Source organism: Streptomonospora arabica, from assembly GCF_039531585.1.
GTDB lineage: Bacteria > Actinomycetota > Actinomycetes > Streptosporangiales > Streptosporangiaceae > Streptomonospora > Streptomonospora halophila.
Window position 1 is genome coordinate 1 of sequence record NZ_BAAAQI010000007.1, and the last position, 16,903, is coordinate 16,903.

General features: G+C 74.7%; 14 protein-coding genes. 9 read left to right on the top strand and 5 right to left on the bottom strand.

The window, feature by feature from the left end; translation table 11 throughout:
* Positions 1–211 precede the first annotated feature (211 nt).
* Together ABD284_RS13455 and ABD284_RS13460 are read left to right on the top strand one after the other, a co-directional pair.
* Positions 212–1,408, top strand: coding sequence for an aminotransferase class I/II-fold pyridoxal phosphate-dependent enzyme (locus ABD284_RS13455; RefSeq protein WP_344143275.1), 1,197 nt, complete (start codon positions 212–214; stop codon positions 1,406–1,408).
* 111 nt (positions 1,409–1,519) lie between these two features.
* Entirely contained in the window at positions 1,520–2,632 is a 1,113-nt protein-coding gene (locus ABD284_RS13460; RefSeq protein WP_344143277.1) for an SGNH/GDSL hydrolase family protein, read from the top strand.
* 102 nt (positions 2,633–2,734) lie between these two features.
* On the opposite strand, the gene rocD is transcribed toward ABD284_RS13460, so the two are convergent.
* A complete protein-coding gene (rocD, locus tag ABD284_RS13465; RefSeq protein WP_344143279.1) occupies positions 2,735–4,009 on the bottom strand; it encodes an ornithine--oxo-acid transaminase in 1,275 nt (424 codons plus the stop codon).
* 491 nt (positions 4,010–4,500) lie between these two features.
* Here rocD and ABD284_RS13470 point away from each other — a divergent pair, with 491 nt between their 5' ends.
* From ABD284_RS13470 to ABD284_RS13490, 5 genes are all read left to right on the top strand, one after another.
* Positions 4,501–6,240, top strand: coding sequence for an AMP-binding protein (locus ABD284_RS13470; protein ID WP_344143280.1), 1,740 nt, complete (start codon positions 4,501–4,503; stop codon positions 6,238–6,240).
* A gap of 110 nt (positions 6,241–6,350) precedes the next feature.
* The gene (locus tag ABD284_RS13475) at positions 6,351–7,424 is read left to right on the top strand and encodes a serine/threonine-protein kinase (protein ID WP_344143281.1); all 1,074 of its coding nucleotides are present in this window, start codon (positions 6,351–6,353) and stop codon (positions 7,422–7,424) included.
* Between the two features lie 238 nt (positions 7,425–7,662).
* Positions 7,663–8,625: a DUF368 domain-containing protein gene (locus ABD284_RS13480; protein WP_344143282.1), complete on the top strand. Its 963-nt coding sequence runs from the start codon at positions 7,663–7,665 to the stop codon at positions 8,623–8,625.
* Positions 8,626–8,844: 219 nt separating this feature from the next.
* Complete coding sequence (thiD, locus tag ABD284_RS13485) at positions 8,845–9,660, top strand: bifunctional hydroxymethylpyrimidine kinase/phosphomethylpyrimidine kinase (protein ID WP_344143283.1); 816 nt, start codon at positions 8,845–8,847, stop codon at positions 9,658–9,660.
* Positions 9,661–9,841: 181 nt separating this feature from the next.
* Positions 9,842–10,189 (top strand): DUF1330 domain-containing protein, encoded by a 348-nt coding sequence (locus ABD284_RS13490; RefSeq protein WP_344143284.1) that lies wholly within the window; start codon positions 9,842–9,844, stop codon positions 10,187–10,189.
* A gap of 198 nt (positions 10,190–10,387) precedes the next feature.
* Here the strand turns inward: ABD284_RS13490 and ABD284_RS13495 are convergent, their stop codons facing one another.
* Both ABD284_RS13495 and ABD284_RS13500 read right to left on the bottom strand, forming a co-directional pair.
* Positions 10,388–11,809, bottom strand: a complete 1,422-nt coding sequence (locus tag ABD284_RS13495) for an alanine/glycine:cation symporter family protein (RefSeq protein WP_344143285.1) — start codon at positions 11,807–11,809, stop codon at positions 10,388–10,390.
* Positions 11,810–12,051: 242 nt separating this feature from the next.
* On the bottom strand, positions 12,052–12,303 hold the full coding sequence (locus ABD284_RS13500) for a DUF6457 domain-containing protein (RefSeq protein WP_344143286.1): 252 nt from the start codon (positions 12,301–12,303) through the stop codon (positions 12,052–12,054).
* 248 nt (positions 12,304–12,551) lie between these two features.
* On the opposite strand from ABD284_RS13500, the gene ABD284_RS13505 reads away from it, so the two are divergent.
* Entirely contained in the window at positions 12,552–13,745 is a 1,194-nt protein-coding gene (locus ABD284_RS13505) for a glycosyltransferase family 4 protein (RefSeq protein ID WP_344143287.1), read from the top strand.
* Between the two features lie 155 nt (positions 13,746–13,900).
* Here ABD284_RS13505 and ABD284_RS13510 read toward each other — a convergent pair whose 3' ends face one another.
* Entirely contained in the window at positions 13,901–15,196 is a 1,296-nt protein-coding gene (locus ABD284_RS13510; RefSeq protein WP_344143289.1) for a pyridoxal phosphate-dependent aminotransferase, read from the bottom strand.
* A gap of 141 nt (positions 15,197–15,337) precedes the next feature.
* On the opposite strand from ABD284_RS13510, the gene ABD284_RS13515 reads away from it, so the two are divergent.
* On the top strand, positions 15,338–16,282 hold the full coding sequence (locus ABD284_RS13515) for a LysR family transcriptional regulator (RefSeq protein WP_344143290.1): 945 nt from the start codon (positions 15,338–15,340) through the stop codon (positions 16,280–16,282).
* Between the two features lie 97 nt (positions 16,283–16,379).
* Here ABD284_RS13515 and ABD284_RS13520 read toward each other — a convergent pair whose 3' ends face one another.
* Positions 16,380–16,706 (bottom strand): hypothetical protein, encoded by a 327-nt coding sequence (locus ABD284_RS13520; protein WP_344143292.1) that lies wholly within the window; start codon positions 16,704–16,706, stop codon positions 16,380–16,382.
* Between the last annotated feature and the right edge of the window lie 197 nt (positions 16,707–16,903).

The window sequence follows — 16,903 nt, forward strand, 5'->3', positions numbered from 1 at the left end:
CCGCGGCGGGGGGCCCCGCCGCGGCCCCCGCCCGCCGCAACGCCGTTGGCGCGGTGGCCGGGCCGTGCAGGGAGGGGCGCGCCCCGGCGGGGCCGCTTCGCGCGACCCGGCCACCGCGCCAACGGCGTCGCGGCGGCCGGGCGCCGCGGCGGGGCCCGCCGCCGCGGAGCGACCCGGGGCGGGCGACCTGGAGACCGACGACGAGGACGGCATGGGCGAGCACGATCCCTTCGACCGGCTCGGCGCCGCCGCGGCCGAGCGCGCCGCGGCGGGGCTGACCCGGCGGCTGCGCCCGCGCAGCCCCGACACGGTCCCCGGCGCGGTGGACCTGGCCGGCAACGACTACCTCGGCTTCGCGCGCCACCGCGCCGTGACCGGCGCCGCGGCCGCCGCGGCGCGGCGCTGGGGCGCGGGCGCCACCGGCTCGCGCCTGGTCAGCGGCGACACGCAGCTGCACCGCGAACTGGAGGAGGAGCTGGCGGAGTTCTACGGGGCCGAGGCTGCCCTGGTGTTCTCCTCGGGCTACACCGCGAACCTGGGCCTGGTCACGGCGGTGGCCGGCGGATCGGCGGCGCTGGTGTGCGACCGCGGCAACCACGCCTCCCTCATCGACGCCGCGCGCCTGGCCAAGGCGGCGGGCGCGCAGATCCTGCTGTTCGACCACGGCGACACCGGCGCCGCGCGGGCGGCGCTGGCCGGCTGCGCGCGGGAGCACCGGGCGCTGCTCAGCGACACGGTGTTCTCCGTGGACGGTGACCTGACCGACGTCGCCGGCCTGGCGCGCGCCTGCGCCGCGGACGGCGCCGCGCTGCTTCTCGACGACGCGCACGGCCTCGGGGTGGTCGGCGAGGGCGGAACGGGGGCGCTGAGCGCCGCCGGACTGCGCGGGGCGCCGGGAGTCGCGGCGGCGGTGACGCTGTCCAAGGCACTGGGCGCCCAGGGCGGCGCGGTGCTGGGGCCGCGCACCCTGGTCCGGCACCTCGTCGAGACCGCGCGCACCTTCGTCTTCGACACCGGTCTCGCCCCGCCCGCCGCCGGCGCCGCGCTGGCGGCGCTGCGGCTGCTGCGGGCCGACCCCGCGCGCCCGCGCCGGCTGCGCGGAACGGCGCGGCGGCTGTCGGCCGAGCTGCGCGCGGCCGGGTTGGCCGCGACGGTGCCGGACGCGGCCGTGGTATCGGTGCTCGCCGGGTCCCGCGAGGAGGCGGTCGCGTGGGCCGAGCGGTGCCGCGCGGCGGGCGTGGCGGTGGGCTGCTTCCGGCCTCCGTCGGTGCCCGACGGCCGGGCCCGGCTGCGGCTGACGGCGCGCGCCGACCTCACCGGCGCGCAGGTGGACCGCGCGCTGGAGGCGGTGGTGGCGTCCCGCCCACGCGGTGCGCCCTCGACGGGACCGGTCGCCGACTTCCGCTGAGGGCGCCGGCGGCGCGGGTAGCCTTCGTGCAGTGGACGCCGGTCCGCGGCGCCGGGCGCACAGGGCTCCGGCGGCGGGCGCAAGCGCCGGGAACGGGAGGCAGAAGGAGCGGTGCGCATCCCCGAGATCAGCCGTCGCGCACGGATCGTCGGCGCGACGGCCGCGGCCCTCGTGCTGGTGTGCGTCGCCGTGCTGGTGGTCCCGGTCACCCGCGAAGGCCTGCGGGCCGCCTGGTGCGACGCCACCGGCGAGGGCTGCACCCGGCTGGAGGACCCGCGGCGCGACCACGACGGGGCCTCGGGCTGGCGGCAGCGCCTCACGCCGCGGGAGGCCGCCTCGTGGGGCAACTACATCGCGCTGGGCGACTCCTACTCCTCGGGCGAGGGCGCGGGCGACTACGCGCCGGGCACGGCCGGCGAGGGCGGCTGCCGGCGCTCGGCCAACGCCTACCCCCGGCGCGTGGCCGACTCCTTCGACTTCGCGGGGGAGCTCGGGTTCTTCGCCTGCAGCCGCCAGCGGGGCGCGTCGATGCTGGAGTCGGTGGGCGAACGCGACTCCCAGATCGGGCGGGTGACCGCGCACACCTCGCTGGTCACCATCGGCATCGGAGGCAACGACCTCGGGTTCACCAGCGTGCTGCGGGGGTGCATGGTGCGTGTCCCGCTGATGGAGTCCACCGCCTGCCGCGACCAGGAGGAGGAGATCGAGAAGCGGATGCGCCTGTTCGACGACACCCTGGAGGACATCGTCGGCGAGATCCGCGAGCGGGCCCCCGACGCGCGCATCCTGGTCGTGGGCTATCCGCGGCTCTTCCCCACCGACCCCTCGGGCATGTACTACACCCTGGCCCCCGACGACCAGGAGTGGCTCAACGGCAAGCTCAAGGAGTTCAGCACCCGGGTGCGCGAGAAGGTCGCCGGGCTGGACTCGGAGATCGTGGAGGAGCGCCAGACCGGCAGCGTGGAGTACGTGCGCATGTTCAGCGCGCTCAAGGGCCACGAGGTGGGCGCCGACGAGCCCTGGCTCAACGGCGTCCTGCTGGGCGGGTTCGCCCAGGGCGTCCAGGTCGACCACGGCACCTTCCACCCCAACGCACGCGGGCACCGCGCCTTCACCAAGCGGATCCTGAGCCAGCTGGAGGAGGGACCGGACCGCGCGCTCTACGCGGCGCAGGCGACCTTGGACAGCGCCGAGCCGGAGGTCCTGGCGGGCGAGCTGGACTGAGCCCGCCCCCTCTGAGCGCGGCGCGGGGCTTCCCGCCGACCGCGCGGCCGGCGGGAAGCCCCTAACGGGTGAGCGTGCGCGCCGCAGCGGGCGGCGGTCGGCTCAGGAGTCGGCCCCCAGCTCGGTCAGCACCGCCGAGATCTGGTCCAGGCCCCAGTCGAGGTCGTCCTCGGAGACCACCAGCGGGGGCGACAGCCGGATCGTGGAGCCGTGGGTGTCCTTGACCAGCACCCCCCGTTCGGCCAGCAGCTCGCACATCCGCCGGCCGGTGGCCAGCTCGGGTGCCACGTCGATGCCCGCCCACAGGCCGATGCACCGGGTGGAGACGGCTCCCCGGCCCTCGAACTCCTTCAGCCGGGTGCGCAGCAGCTCGCCCAGCCGCCGCGCGTTGTCCAGGTAGGGGCCGTCGCGCAGCATACGCACCACGGTGGTGCCCAGGGCGCAGGCCATGGGGTTGCCGCCGAAGGTGCTGCCGTGCTGGCCGGGTTTGACGACCCCCAGCACGTCCTCGTCGGCGACCATCGCCGAGACCGGCAGGATGCCGCCGCCCAGCGCCTTGCCGAAGAGGTAGGCGTCGGGAACGACTCCCGTGTGCTCGCAGGCCCGCACGGTGCCGGTGCGCCCCAGGCCCGACTGGACCTCGTCGGCGATCAGCAGCACGCGGTTGCGGTCGCACAGCTCGCGCAGCCGGGGCAGGTAGTCGGGCGGCGGCACGATCACGCCGGCCTCGCCCTGCACGGGCTCGACCAGGATCGCCGCGGTGGTGGAGTCGACCGCCTCGGCGGCCGCGTCGGCGTCGCCGTAGGGGACGGTGCGGAACCCGGGGGTGTAGGGCCCGTAGCCGCCGTAGGCGTCGGGGTCGTCGGAGAAGGAGACGATGGTGGTGGTGCGGCCGTGGAAGTTGCCGCCGGCGACGACGATGGTGGCCTGGTCCGGGGGGACCCCCTTGACGTCGTAGGCCCAGCGGCGGGAGACCTTGACAGCGGTCTCCACCGCTTCGGCGCCGGAGTTCATCGGCAGCACCCGGCCCTTGCCGGCGAGGCCGGCCAGCGCGGTGACGAAGGGCGCGAACCGGTCGTGGTAGAAGGCGCGGCTGGTCAGCGTGACGCGTTCCAGCTGCTGTCGGGCGGCGGCGACGAGCTCGGGGTTGCGGTGCCCGAAGTTCACGGCCGAGTAGCCGGCCAGGCAGTCGAGGTAGCGGCGCCCCTCGACGTCGGTCACCCATGCGCCGTCGCCTTCCGCGACGACGACGGACAGGGGGGCGTAGTTGTGTGCGGAATGGGTCTCGGCCAGCCTGATGTGTTCGGCGGTCGAGTAGGCGGCTCCGGCGGGGTCGCCACCGGTCTCCTGCGGTCCCAGAGCGCGGGTCTCGCTCATCCAGGTTCCTCCGATCACCCTTGATCGATTGCCGCTCAGTGGATACCCGTTCGCTGTCGGGGCGAAGCGCCCGATCCGGTACGCCTGAGCCGCCGGTGGCCGCTGGTGCGCGTCCGGCGCCGCAGCGCGGCGGGAGGGGGGCGGCACCCTCGCGGAGCGCGTCCCGGGCGTGTTCGACGGGTCGCTGTCGTCCTGGGCGGCGCCGCAGCGCCGGTCCCGCCGCGTTCTCGTCAGTCGGCAAGGGCCCCTGGCTTCTTCCGCGGCCGTGCGAGAGCGGCACCGGCCCCCATCCGCAGCGCCCCGCGCCCAGCGCAGCGCGCCGGAGAAACGGCCCTTCGCGCCCGGCGCGCGGGACGCACCCGGGTGCGCCGCCCGCTGCTGACGGACCCGTAAGAATCGCCTTAGCGCACCCCCGGCCTGCTGTGATTCGCCCCATAGAGGCATCATCGGTCGCTCCGGCATTTCTCGGGTAGACCGCCGCTGGGGGACCCATGAAGGAGACGGCCAAGCGCATCGCACGGGCCCGCCGCACCGCGACCGCTCAGGGCGGGCGCGGCCGGGCCGACGCCCGCCGCGACGGCGACCGGCGCCTCACGCTCGCCGGGCTGCTGCGCGCGGTCGCGGCGGCCGTGCCGGAGCGCACGGCGCTCACCGACGGCTCGCGGAGCCGCACCTACGCCCGGCTCGACGAGCACGCCGACCGGCTGGCGGCGCATCTCGCCGCATCGGGCACCGCGCCGGGGTCGCACGTGGCGATCCTGGGCGGCAACAGCATCGAGTGGCTGGAGGCGTTCTTCGGCGTGCTCCGCGCGGGCGCGGTCCCGGTCAACCTCAACCAGCGCTACATCCGCACCGAGCTCGAGCAGGTGATGGCCGACTCCGGCGCAACGGCCCTGATCGCCGAACGGGCGCACGCCGCCCGGCTGCTGGAGGGCGGCTCGCGACTGCCCGCGCTGCGCCACACCGTCCTCGTCGACGACGGCGGCCCGCCCTGCTTCCGGGAGGAGCGGGGCGTCGGGGTGCCCGGCGCCGCCGACTACGCCGACGCGCTCGCCGCCGCCCCGTCCGCGTCCGTGGCCGTCGCCGACCGCGACGCCGTCGACGACGCCCGCTACCTCCTCTACACGGGAGGCACCACCGGCCGGCCCAAGGGCGTGCTGTGGAGCCAGGCCGATCTGTTCCGCGCCGCCCTGGAGCGGCGCGGGCGCGGCCATCCGCGCGCCTCGGGCCCCGAGGAGGTCGCCAAGCGCGCCCGGGACCGCTCTCCCGCGCGGCTGCTGGTGCTGGGGCCGCTGATGCACGCCGCCGGGCAGTGGAACGCGCTCTCCGCGCTCTTCGCCGGCGGCACCGTCGTGCTCTCCGCCGACGCGGGCTTCGACGCCGACCGGGCCGTGCGGCTGGCCGAAGCCGAGCGGGTGCACACCGTGCAGGTCGTCGGCGACGCGATGGCCCGCCCGCTGGCCCGCCGCCTGGCCGGGGAGCCCGAGCGCTGCCCGGAACTGGCCGTTCTCACCTCCGGCGGCACTCCGCTCACTCCCGCCGTCCGGCGGATGTGGCGCGCGTGGCGCCCGGCGATCGTGATCAACGACAGCTATGGCGGCTCCGAGACCGGGGTCTGCGGTGCGGCCGGCGGCGTCGACGAGGCGCCCTTCACGGTGGGCGCGAGTGTGGCGGTGCTCGACGAGCGGCTGCGGCCGCTTCCTCCGGGGTCGGACCGCATCGGGCGCATCGCCCGCACCGGGCGCATTCCCCTGGGCTACTTCGGCGACCCCGAGGCGACGGCGCGCACCTTCCCCGTCGACCCCGACGGCCGCCGCTGGGTGCTCTCCGGCGACTTCGGCACCGTCGCCGAGGACGGCGGCGTCACCCTCCTGGGCCGGGGCTCGGCCGTCATCAACACCGGCGGCGAGAAGGTGTTCGCCGAGGAGGTGGAGTCCGTGGTCAAGGCGCACCCCGGGGTGGCCGACGCGATCGTGGTGGGAGCGCCGGACGACGTTCTGGGCCGCCGGGTCGCCGCGATCGTGGCCCCGGTTGCGCAGGGCGCCCTCGACGCGCACGGACTGCGCCGGCACTGCCGCCGGCACCTCGCCGGGTTCAAGGTCCCCCGCAGCGTGCACCTCGTCGACCGCGTGCGCCGCACGGCCGTCGGCAAGCAGGACTACCGCTGGGCGGCCGGCCTGGTGGGTACCGACTCCCCGCTCGGGGCGCCGCGGCCGGACGGGGGCCGCTGACCGCGGTGCGGCGGCGCGCACACGCCCCGCATCGCGCTTCGCGAACCGTGTCCAACCGGTGACGGCCGGGCCGTCCACAGCGGCGCCGCCTACCGCTATGGTCTGTGGACATGGCCCCCCGCATTCTCGCCGACCGCTATCGGCTGATCGCGCCGATCGGCCACGGCGGCATGGGCACCGTCTGGCGCGCCGCGGACGGGCTCCTGCACCGCGAGGTGGCGATCAAGGAGATGCGGGCCTCCCCCGAACTGGACCCGGAGAAGCGGGAGGAGCTGCTGGCCAGGACCATGCGCGAGGCCCGGATCTGCGCCGCGCTGAGCACCCATCCGGGCATCGTCACCATCCACGACGTCATCCAGGAGGACGAGCGCCCCTGGATCGTGATGGAACTGGTCTCCGGGCGCGGGTTGGACCGGGTGGTGGCCGAGGAGGGCCCGCTCCCGCCGCGCCGCACGGCCGAGATCGGCCGCCAGCTCTTCGCGGCGCTCGACACGGCGCACCGGCACGGTGTGGTCCACCGCGACGTCAAGCCCGCCAACGTCATGCTGCTGCCCGACGGGCGCGCGATGCTGTCCGACTTCGGCATCGCCGTCTCCGACTCCGAGGACAAGCTCACGCTGACCGGCCGGCTGCCCGGATCGCCCGGCTACGTCGCGCCCGAGCGCCTGCGCCACGGCGTCAGGTCGCCGGCCGCCGACGTGTGGTCGCTGGGCGCGACCCTCTACTTCGCGGTGGAAGGGCGCTCGGCCTTCGAGCGCGCGACCAACGCCTCCCGGCTGACCGCGCCGCTGGAGGACCCGCCCGACCCTCCGCAGCGCGCGGGGGCCCTGAGACCCGTGCTCAACGGCATGCTGCAGCCCGACCCCGACCACCGGCTGGGCGACGGCGACCTGGACTCGGCGCTGGAGCGCGTGGTCAACGGCTCGGGCACCGAGGACCTCACCCCCACCCAGCTCGACGTCTCGGGCGCGCTCGCCGAGGTCGGCACGAATCCGGGCCCCGCCCGGCGGCCGTCCGGCGCCGCGATGCCGGCGGCGATGGCCCAGCCGGGCCTGAGTTCGGCCGCCGGTCCGGGGCGGCTCGGCTGGACGCGGCTGGTGGTGTCCGTGGTCATCGGCGTCGTCACCCTGATCCTCGCCCCCCTGCTGGTGGAGTTCCTGGCCAGCATGCTGATCGGGAAGTAGCTCCGCCCGCTGCGACCGGTGACGCGCGAAACGCGCTCCGCCGCCTTCGGCACCGACCCCGCCCCGGTCACCCGCTCTCCGGGCCGGGTCCCCGGCCGGTCCCGCGGCCGCCGAGCGCCGCCGGCGCCGCCGGCGGACCCTAGACTCGAAGCACTCTCCAACACCGGCCCCGGCCGCGCCGTTCGCGGTCGGGCGCCCCCTCGAACCAACCGCTACCCGACCAGACGAAACCGGAGTCATGGCCAAGACAGTCGGTACGCACATAGTCAACGGTGTCCGCGGCGCACTGATCGGCACGGCCGAAGTGGTACCCGGGGTCAGCGGCGGCACCATCGCCCTGATCGTCGGGATCTACGAAACCCTCATCACCTCGGCCGGACACGCCGCCAGCGGCGTGCGCACGGCCGCCGTGGACCTGGTCAAGGGGCGCGGGCTGCAGCGCGCCCGCGGCGAGTTCGCCAAGGCCGACTGGGGCGCCGTGATCGCGGTGCTGATCGGCATGGTCTGCGCCGCGGCGGTGGCGGCGACGTTCCTGGCCCCGCTGGTCGAGCGGGAGCAGCAGCGCTCCTACGCGTTCTTCTTCGGCCTGGTGCTGGCCTCGCTGTGGGTGCCCTACCGGGGTTCGGGCCGCAGCTGGAAGGCCGGGCACTACCTCCTGGCGCTGGCGGCGGCCGCCGGCGCGTTCGTGCTGACCGGGCTCCCGGCGGCCCACGTGGACCCCAACCCGCTGGTCGTCATGGCGGCCGCCGCGGTGGCGATCTGCGCGCTGGTGCTCCCCGGGGTCTCGGGATCGTTCATCCTGCTGACCATCGGCCTCTACACCTCGACCATGGGCGCCGTCCACGACCGCGACCTCGGCTACCTCGGCACGTTCCTGATCGGCGCGATCATCGGGCTGGCGTTCTTCGTCAAGCTGCTGCAGCTGCTCCTGGACCGCTACCACCACCTGACGCTGGTGGTGCTGACCGGTCTGATGGCCGGCTCGCTGCGCGCGCTGTGGCCCTGGCAGGACCAGGACCGCACGCTGCTGGCGCCCGAGGGCGACGTCTGGGTGACGGCCGCGCTCATGGCGGCCGGGTTCGCCGTCGTCGCGGCCGTGATGCTCGCCGAGCGCGCCGTACACGCCCGTCGGGGCCCCGACGGCCCTCCCGGCGAGCAGGGCCCGGCGGTGCACGCGGGCGGGCCCGCCGAGCGGCGCTGAGGGCCCGCGGCCTGCGCCGGACCGCGGGCGCCGTGATCCGTTCGGAGCCTTTTCGCCGTGAACGCGGAATATGCGGGCGCGCGCAGGCGGGTACGACTCGGGTGAGGGCGTGCCGTCCGGCGTGCCCTCGGCCGCCGTCCGCCGGCCCGCGCTGCGCGCGGACCTGCTGCGGTGCGTCGACTCGGCCCGCGACCGGCCCGGAGCAGCGAAGGAACGCATGTGAGGACCTGCAACATCCTGTCCATCGCCGGCAGCGACCCCAGCGGCGGGGCCGGCATCCAGGCGGATCTGAAGACGTTCTCGGCCCTCGGCGGCTACGGCATGAGCGTCGTCACCGCGCTCACCGCCCAGTCGACCGTGGGCGTGACCGCGGTGCAGGAGGTTCCTGCGGAGTTCGTCACCCGCCAGCTCGACACGCTGCTGACCGACGCGCAGGTGGACGCCGTCAAGATCGGCATGCTGGGCAGCGCCGGGGTGGTCGGGGCGGTGGTGAAGGCCCTGGACTCCTACGCTCCGCCGAACGTGGTGGTGGACCCGGTGATGGTGGCCAAGAGCGGCGACCGGCTGCTCGCCCCCGAGGCGATCGCGGCGGTGCGCGCCGACCTGCTGCCGCGCGCCGACCTGGTCACCCCCAACCTGCCGGAGGCGGCCGAACTGCTCGGCGAGAACGAGCGCCGCGACCTGTCCTCCATGCGGGAGCAGGCCGAGCGGCTGCTGGAGCTGGGCGCCAAGCGGGTGCTGCTCAAGGGCGGCCACCTCAGCGGGCAGAGCAGCACCGACCTCCTGGTCACGCCCGACGGCCTGACCGAGACGTTCTCGGCCGAGCGCATCCCCACCCGCAACACGCACGGGACGGGCTGCACGCTGTCCTCGGCGATCGCGGCGCTGCGCCCGCAGCGGCGCAGCTACTCCGAGGCGGTGCGCGACGCCAAGGACTATCTCACCGAGGCGCTGCGCCACGCCGACGAGCTGGACGCCGGCCGCGGCAAGGGACCGGTGCACCACTTCCACCGCTGGTGGGGCTCGGAGGCCTGACTCCGGCGCCGCGCCCCGTCCTGCGGGCGGTCGGCGGCGGGCGCACAGCGTGCCCGTCGCGCCGGCGGGGAGGACGTGGTCCGGGCGGCGCTTCGGAGCCTTACCTCCCGGGTAATCGACGCCGAACCGCCCCCCTGCCACGATCGCCGGTGTACGGTGCCCGACCGACCGGAGGAACCCCATGCCCGCCTACGCCATCGCCCGCCTGCACGAGGCCGCCCCGCACCCGGAGATCGCCGAGTACATCGAGCGCATCACCGCCACGTTCGAGCCCCACGGCGGGCGCTTCCTCGTGCACGCCGCTCAGCACGAGGTGAAGGAGGGCGCCTGGCCCGGGAGTGTGGTGGTGATCGGCTTCCCCGGGATCGCCGAGGCGCGGGCCTGGTGGGACTCCCCCGCCTACCGGGAGATCGCACCGCTGCGCTCACGGCACATCGAGGGCGACATCATCCTGGTCGAAGGCGTCGCCGAAGGCTACGACCCGGCCTCGACCGCGAAGGCGATGCGGGAGGCTCTGCCGGCGGAATAGCCCGACCTCGGGCCGGGCGGAAAGCCGCATCCGCCGACTCCCGCGCGCGGGCCTCCGGGCGCCGCCGGGCCGCCGGAACGCATCCGGCGGCGAAAGAAGGTTCAGCCACGCGAAGGGGGCGCCCGCCGCTCGCGGCGGGCGCCCCCTTCGGCCGCGGTGCAGGGGGGCGGAGCACCGGCCCCGCCCCGCCGCACCCGGTCAGGCGTCGTAGACCTTGGGCATCGGCGCCTCGGGGTCCTTCCAGTTCGGGTTGTCGAAGTAGCGCTTGGTCTCGGCGACCACCACGCCCGACAGCAGCAGCAGCCCGACGAGGTTGGGGATGGCCATGAGGCCGTTGGCGATGTCGCTGAAGCCCCAGATGATGTCCAGCGGGACCGTCGCGCCGACGAAGACCACCGCGACGAACACGAGCCGGAACGGCAGCACGCCCTTGCGCCCGACGAGGAAGTCGATGCAGCGCTCGCCGTAGTAGGACCAGCCCACGATGGTGGTGAAGGCGAAGACCATCACGGCGATGGCGACGCTGTAGCTGCCCACCGGCGCCAGGGTCGGCGACAGCGTCGACAGGCCGTCCGACATCGCCTGGGAGGTCAGCAGCGAGCCGTCCTCGGCGTCCTGGGCCTTCCATGCGCCGGTGACGATGATGACCATGCAGGTCATGGTCACCACGATGATGGTGTCGATGAAGGTCTGGGTCATCGAGACCATGCCCTGGCGCACGGGCTGGTCGGTCTTGGCGGACGCGGCCGCGATACCGCCGGTGCCCAGGCCGGACTCGTTGGAGAAGATGCCGCGCGCCACGCCCTGCTGGATGGCGAACAGCAGCGCCGAGCCGAGCAGGCCGCCGGTCGCCGAGGCGCCGGTGAAGGCCTCGGTGAAGACCAGGGCGAGCGCGGACGGAAGCTCGCCGATGTGCACGATCAGCACCAGCAGCGTGATGCCGACGTAGAGCACGATCATGACCGGCACCACCGCGGCGGCGAAGCGGCCGATGCTCTTGATGCCGCCGATGATGACGGCGCCGGCGAGGATCACCAGCACGAGGCCCGTGACCCAGTCGGGCACGTTCCACACGCTGTTCAGCTGCTGGGCGACGGTGTTGGCCTGGGTGCCGTTGCCGATGCCGAAGGAGGCGATGGCGCCGAACACGGCGAACGCCCCGCCCAGCACCAGGCCCAGCCCGCCGGGCAGGCCGCGGCGCAGGTAGAACATCGGACCGCCGCTCTGCTCGCCGTGGGCGTCCTGGCGGCGGTACTTCACACCCAGCAGGGCCTCGCTGTACTTGGTGGCCATGCCGACAAGGCCGACCACCCACATCCAGAACAGCGCTCCCGGACCGCCGGCGCCGATGGCGAGCGCGGCGCCGGCGATGTTGCCCACGCCCACAGTGGCCGCCAGCGCCGTGCTCAGCGCCTGGTAGTGGGAGATGTCACCCTCGACCTCATGGCGCTCCTTACGGCGGAACAGCGCCAGCCACAGGGCGTGGAAGAGCACGCGGAACTGCAGCAGCCGCAGCCGCACCGTCAGGAAGACACCGGTGAACAGCAGGAGGGGGATGAGGACGAACGGCCCCCACACCACCCCGGAGATCAGGTCCAGGTAGTCCTGGAGTACGGACATTGGGGATTCTCCCTATCGATCGGATCCGGGGACACTGCCTACCGGCGTTCGGCGCCGTGTGCGGCGCGAGCGATCGGCAGCGGTGCGCGGCGCTGTCGTGCGGACGCGGTCCTGCGCAAGGACAGAGTCACACCGTCTCGTAACACCCGAATCACGGTTCATCCACACACGTGTTGCGCCTGTGCCCCGAGGTCGGAGTGCGGCGTGAGCGCCCTGATGCAAAAGAGGTGGCCTTACGCTTCTCAGCTTTCGTCGGCGGCCCCTGCGGCGTGCTCGCGGGCGAGCGCGGCGACGGCGGCGGCCGCGTCGGCGGGGTCGGCGCCGCGGCCCACCGCGATGCCCAGCAGGTAGGTGGTCAGCGGCGCAGCCGGGCGGGCCACCGAGTGCGCGGCGTCCTTGGCGAGGTCGAGGATCCGATCGACGTCGGACTTGCCGATCTCGTCGGGGAGCTCGAGCTCGGCGCAGACCTGCTGCGCCCATTCGACCAGCGTCATGGCGGCTCCTCTGCCGAAGGGGTTCGGGGCGACAGTGGCCGATCATACGGGTGCGCGGGGGTGAGCGCAGGTCCGCAGGCCCGGCCGCGCCCGCGGCGGTTCGGCCGGCCTCGGGTGCGGCGGCGCCGGGCTGTGTCGCATTCCCGGCGGCGGCGCGTCGACGGGGCGTTCGCCTGCTGTCCGTGCGGGTTCACACGGCGTGTCTAGCGTGCTCTGCAGGAGCAGTCCCGCGATGACGGGAGAGCCGTATGCGCCCGCTGTCCACATCCCCCGATCCCTCCTCACCCTCCCCCGATCCCGCCCGCCCGCTGAACGTGGCGATCGTGAGCGAGTCGTTCCTACCGCAGGTCAACGGCGTCACGAACTCCGTGTGCCGCGTGGCGGACCACCTGCGCGCCCGCGGCCACCGGGCCCTGATCCTGGCCCCCGGGCCGGGCCCGTCCACGTATGCGGGCTTTCCGGTGGTGCGCATGCCCAGCGTGCCGCTTCCCGGGTACCGCTCGTTCGCGCTCGGGCTGCCGTCGCGCCGGCTGCTGTCGGCCGCACTGCGCGCCTTCGGGCCCGATGTCGTGCACCTGGCCTCGCCCGTGCTGCTGGGCGGCGCCGCGGTCGAGGCCGCCCGCCCCATGGCGCTGCCCACGGTGGCGGTCTACCAGACCGACCTGCCCGGATTCGCGGCCCGGCACGGCGTACCGGGAGCGGAGGCCATCTGGCCGATGCTGCGCCAGATCCACGCCGCGGTCGACCGCACGCTGGTGCCGTCCTCGGCCGCGCGCCAGGCGCTGGCCGAGCACGGCTTCCCCCGGCTGAGCCTGTGGCGGCGCGGCGTCGACACCTCGCGCTTCCACCCGCGCCACCGCGACGACGCGCTGCGCAGGAGGCTCGCGCCCGGCGGGGAGGTCCTGGTCGGCTATGTCGGCCGGCTGTCCAAGGACAAGCGCGTGGACCTGCTGGCGCAGGTGGCGCGGCTGCGCGGAGCCCGGCTGGTGGTGGTCGGCGACGGCCCCGACCGGGCCCGGCTGCGCCGCCGCATCCCTTCGGCGGTGTTCACCGGCCAGCGCACGGGCGAGGACCTCTCCCGCCTGTGCGCGAGCCTGGACGTGTTCGTGCACACCGGGGCCGACGAGACCTTCTGCCAGGCGGTGCAGGAGGCGCTGGCCTCGGGCGTACCGGTGGTGGCGCCCGCCTCGGGCGGCCCCCTGGACCTCGTCGAGCCCGAGCGCAACGGCCTGCTCTACGACCCGGCCTCGGTGCGCCGGCTGCGGCTGGCGGTGGGGCGGCTGATCCACAACGGCGCGTTGCGGCGGCGCATGGCCGCGGCCGCGCGCCCCTCGGTGGAGGCCCGGACGTGGGACGTCGTGGGTGACCAACTGCTCGACCACTACCGCTCGGTGATCACGCCGGGGGCCGCTGCGCCGCCCCGCGTTCCGCTACGCGGCTGAACCGGGGTTACAGTGTCCCGCGGCGGGGTGCGGACCCGGCCCTTCCGCAACGACCGGCGTCCGCTCCCCGCTCACCGCCCGGTCGCGGCGGCCCTGAGCCGGTCCGCGCGCCCGGGGCCGCCGCGCCGCCGCTCGGTCGGCGCGCGCGGGCGTGCTCAGCGGAGCGGGGCGCGGGGGACCTCGTCGGCGGCCTCGCCCGGCCCCACCTCCTGCAGGACCTCGCTGAGCCGGTCGAGGTGGTCGGCGATCCACGGAAGCGCGACGGGGTCGTCGGCTTCGAGCGCGGTGGTGCGCTGGTCCTCGGTCTCGCCGTAGAGCAGGCTGGTGGCCACGCGCATCCGCAGCGCCTGCGGGCTGTCGCCGAACTCCGAGCCGGGCAGCACGCCCACGCCGTAGTCCTCCAGAAGCAGCGCGGTCAGCTCGGAACCGGTGGTGACGCCGTGCTTGCGCGCCAGGTGGCCGCGCCAGGCCTCCAGGTCGGGGTAGGAGTAGAAGGCCGCCTGCGGGGCGGCGGCCATGGCGCCCGCCTCGGCGAAGCGGTCGGCGGTCTCGCGGGCGACGGCACCGTGCAGCCGCGCGCTGCGGCGGATCCGGTCGGTGAGCTCGGGGGGTTCGGTGAAGGCGTAGGCGGCGGCCTCCTGGATGGGTGCGGCCGGGCTGGACCAGATCTCGCTCGCGACCCCGAGCAGTCCGGCGCGCAGCCGGCGGCCCTGCGCGCTGTCCGGCAGCCTGACGACGCCCAGCCGCCAGCCGCCCAGCGCCAGGTTCTTGCTGAGACCGGTCGAGACCACGGTGCGCTCGGGTGCGTACTCGGCGGGGCTGTGCACCTCGGCCGCGTCGTCGTAGACCAGGTCGCGGTAGATCTCGTCGGAGATGACGACCAGATCCAGCTCGCGGGCGGTCTCGGCGAGGCGGCGGACCGTCGCGGCAGAGGCGAGGGTTCCGGTGGGGTTGTCGGGGGCGGTGACGATGACGGAGCGGACGTCGCGGCCGCGGGCGCGGGCCTGCCGTACCGCCGCTGCCAGCAGGTCGGGCTGGGGGACCCCGCCCTGCGCGGGTGCGGTGGGGATCTGCAGGCACCGGTAGCCGGCCAGCTGGGCCTGGGCGGCGTAGCTGACCCAGCTCGGTGCGGCCGCGGCGGTGTCTCCGCCGATGGTCAGCAGCAGGCTGTAGAGCAGCGGCTTGCTGCCGGGGCCGGCCACCACCAGGTCGGGGTCGGTGGCCAGGCCGCGGCGCTGCCAGTAGCCGGCGGCGGCGTCGCGCAGCTCGGCGGCGCCGGCGACCGGTCCGTAGGCGTTCTTGCCACCTCCCGCGGCCAGGGCCTCGCGCATGGCGGGGTGGACGGGCAGGCCCGCTTCGCCGAAGCCGAGCGGCACGACGGGCAGCCCTTGGCGCCGTCTCTCGGCCAGTGCCTCGTTCACGGCGAGGGTGGCGGACACGGTGACAGACATGAAGAGATCAACTCCGCATACGTCCGGTGACGAAAGTGCAGTTGGTGACGCGTTTGCTCGCATCACTCCCTGCTTTAACCCTGCCCACTTCCCCCCATCAGCACAAGCGAATCTTTTCGATGCTAAGAGTAAGCTGACCTTATGCTCGACTTGCGGAGGTTGCAGGTACTCAAGGAGTTCGCGGAGCGGGGCACGATCGCGGGCACGGCCGAGGCGCTGGGCTACACGGCGTCGGCGGTCTCCCAGCAGCTGTCTGCGCTGGAGCGCGAGGCGGGCACCCAGCTGCTGGACCGCACCGCGCGCAGCGCCGAACTGACCGACGGCGGCCGGCTGCTGGCCGTGCACGCCGAGCAGATCCTGGCCATGGTCGAGGCGGCCGAGTCGGTGCTGGCCCAGCAGAGCGGTGTCGCGCTGGGGCCGGTCACCGTCACCGCCTTCCCCACCGCGGCGGTCGCCCTGGCACCGCTGCTGGCGCAGAGCCTGCGTCGCCACGAGGGGCTGCAGCTGGTGCTGCGGCAGAGTGTGGGCGCGGCCGGGGTGCGCCAGGTGTCCTCGGCGGAGATGGACATCGCCGTGATCGACGACTGGTCGGAGCGGCCGCCCGATACGGGGACGGGCAAGCTGCGGCACCTGCACCTGCTGCACGACCCGCTGGTGCTGGCGGTGCCGTCCGACCATCCGCTCGCCGACACACGCCGCCCCGTCGAGCTGCACCGCCTGCTGGAGGAGCCCTGGATCGCGGCGCCCCGCGGCGAGCCCTCGCGGACGGGCACCGACCGGCTCTTCGCCACCGTGGGCGGGGCGCCCGACACCGCCTGGGAGTTCCAGGGCCAAGGCACCATCCTGAACCTGGTGGCGCGGGGGATCGGCATCGCGGCGGTGCCCGCCCTGGCGCTGGCCGGGGGCACGTCGGGACTGGTCTTCCGGGTGCTGCCGCAGGCCCCGGCGCGCGACGTCTACGCGGTGGTGCGCGCCAGCAGCATGCGCCGGCCCGCGATCGACGTCACGCTGCGGGCGCTGCGCCTGGCGGCCGCCGAGGTCCAGCAGACGCTGGACGAGGCGCTGCGCAGCGCCGAGCGCACGTGATCCCGTTCCAGCGAAACGACAGATCCGCTTGAGGACCCGAGGCCAGTCAGTCGCTGGGTCAGACCCCGCCGGGAGACGCTCAAGTACATCCTCATTGTCAGTCGCCGATGAGGCCGTCGAATACGCGGGTCCGGCGATGCAGGCGGTGCAGGCGCCGGCGCAGCCGCCGGGAGAGGTGGCGCGCGCGGTCGCGCTGCTCGCGGGTCACCCAGAAGCGCTCGAAGGCGTCGATGCGCTGCCGGCGCAGCGCCTCCAGCTCGGCCTCGGCGTCCTCGACCTTGCGCTGCAGGTCGGCATGGGCCCGCTCCAGGCCGACGAGCGCCGCATCGCACTCGTCGGCCTCACGTTGGACCCGCCGCAGACGGACGGCGACACCGTGGATGTCCGCCGCCCCTCGCAGCCGGCCAGTCCCAACGAACCACACATCACAAGGTCTATCCGGCACCCGACCCGGTATCACCGGTATGTGACGCAAAGAATGCGGAAAGTCACCGACGATGCCAATGCGGCTAGTTGGTGCTCATGAAGGCGGATTGGGCGGATTGCCCAAAACGCCGGGAAGCAGAGCTTTACCCGGCCCCGCCGACCCGCCGCCGGTCGTCCGGCCTCGGCACCGGGGCC

Excerpts from the sequence above, each read along its gene's own strand:
- ABD284_RS13500 (WP_344143286.1), bottom strand. The coding sequence starts at position 12,303 with ATGACGCTGGTCGAATGGGCGCAGCAGGTCTGCGCCGAGCTCGAGCTC.
- ABD284_RS13515 (WP_344143290.1), top strand. The coding sequence starts at position 15,338 with ATGCTCGACTTGCGGAGGTTGCAGGTACTCAAGGAGTTCGCGGAGCGG.
- ABD284_RS13505 (WP_344143287.1), top strand. The coding sequence starts at position 12,552 with ATGCGCCCGCTGTCCACATCCCCCGATCCCTCCTCACCCTCCCCCGAT.
- rocD (WP_344143279.1), bottom strand. The coding sequence starts at position 4,009 with ATGAGCGAGACCCGCGCTCTGGGACCGCAGGAGACCGGTGGCGACCCC.
- ABD284_RS13455 (WP_344143275.1), top strand. The coding sequence starts at position 212 with ATGGGCGAGCACGATCCCTTCGACCGGCTCGGCGCCGCCGCGGCCGAG.
- ABD284_RS13470 (WP_344143280.1), top strand. The coding sequence starts at position 4,501 with ATGAAGGAGACGGCCAAGCGCATCGCACGGGCCCGCCGCACCGCGACC.
- ABD284_RS13495 (WP_344143285.1), bottom strand. The coding sequence starts at position 11,809 with ATGTCCGTACTCCAGGACTACCTGGACCTGATCTCCGGGGTGGTGTGG.
- ABD284_RS13480 (WP_344143282.1), top strand. The coding sequence starts at position 7,663 with ATGGCCAAGACAGTCGGTACGCACATAGTCAACGGTGTCCGCGGCGCA.
- ABD284_RS13475 (WP_344143281.1), top strand. The coding sequence starts at position 6,351 with ATGGCCCCCCGCATTCTCGCCGACCGCTATCGGCTGATCGCGCCGATC.
- ABD284_RS13490 (WP_344143284.1), top strand. The coding sequence starts at position 9,842 with ATGCCCGCCTACGCCATCGCCCGCCTGCACGAGGCCGCCCCGCACCCG.
- ABD284_RS13510 (WP_344143289.1), bottom strand. The coding sequence starts at position 15,196 with ATGTCTGTCACCGTGTCCGCCACCCTCGCCGTGAACGAGGCACTGGCC.